Origin of the sequence: Chromohalobacter sp. HP20-39 (assembly GCF_033052815.1) — a bacterium.
Taxonomy (GTDB): domain Bacteria; phylum Pseudomonadota; class Gammaproteobacteria; order Pseudomonadales; family Halomonadaceae; genus Chromohalobacter.
In genome coordinates this window covers 1-265 of sequence record NZ_JAWHTP010000765.1, presented here as the reverse complement: position 1 = coordinate 265, position 265 = coordinate 1, and the positions used below count along the sequence as shown (strand labels likewise).

General features: G+C 61.5%; 1 protein-coding gene. It reads right to left on the bottom strand.

Annotation, left to right across the window (positions count from 1 at the left end; translation table 11 throughout):
- Positions 1–62: 62 nt before the first annotated feature.
- Positions 63–265 (bottom strand): LysR substrate-binding domain-containing protein (locus RVY79_RS20010; RefSeq protein ID WP_317466326.1); only part of this gene is annotated, 203 nt, incomplete at its 5' end.

Genomic DNA, 265 nt, shown 5'->3' with positions numbered 1-265 from the left:
CGACCGGGCTTGATTCTGTGCCAGCACATTGACGTGGCATCTGCGCTACCGGCAGGCTCACGTCATGCATCGCTTTTTGTGGCGCCGGTACGCTTCGCTTCAATGATCATCCGGTGAAACTCTTCGGCAGCGGGTGTTAGCGGTCGCCCGCGCCGCTTGACGATTCCCACGCGTCGTTTCACGAGGGGTTCGACAAGTGGTACGCTCGTGAGAATGGGGTGATCGTGCCCCGGCATGGCCATCGATGGCACCGCGGCGACACCAA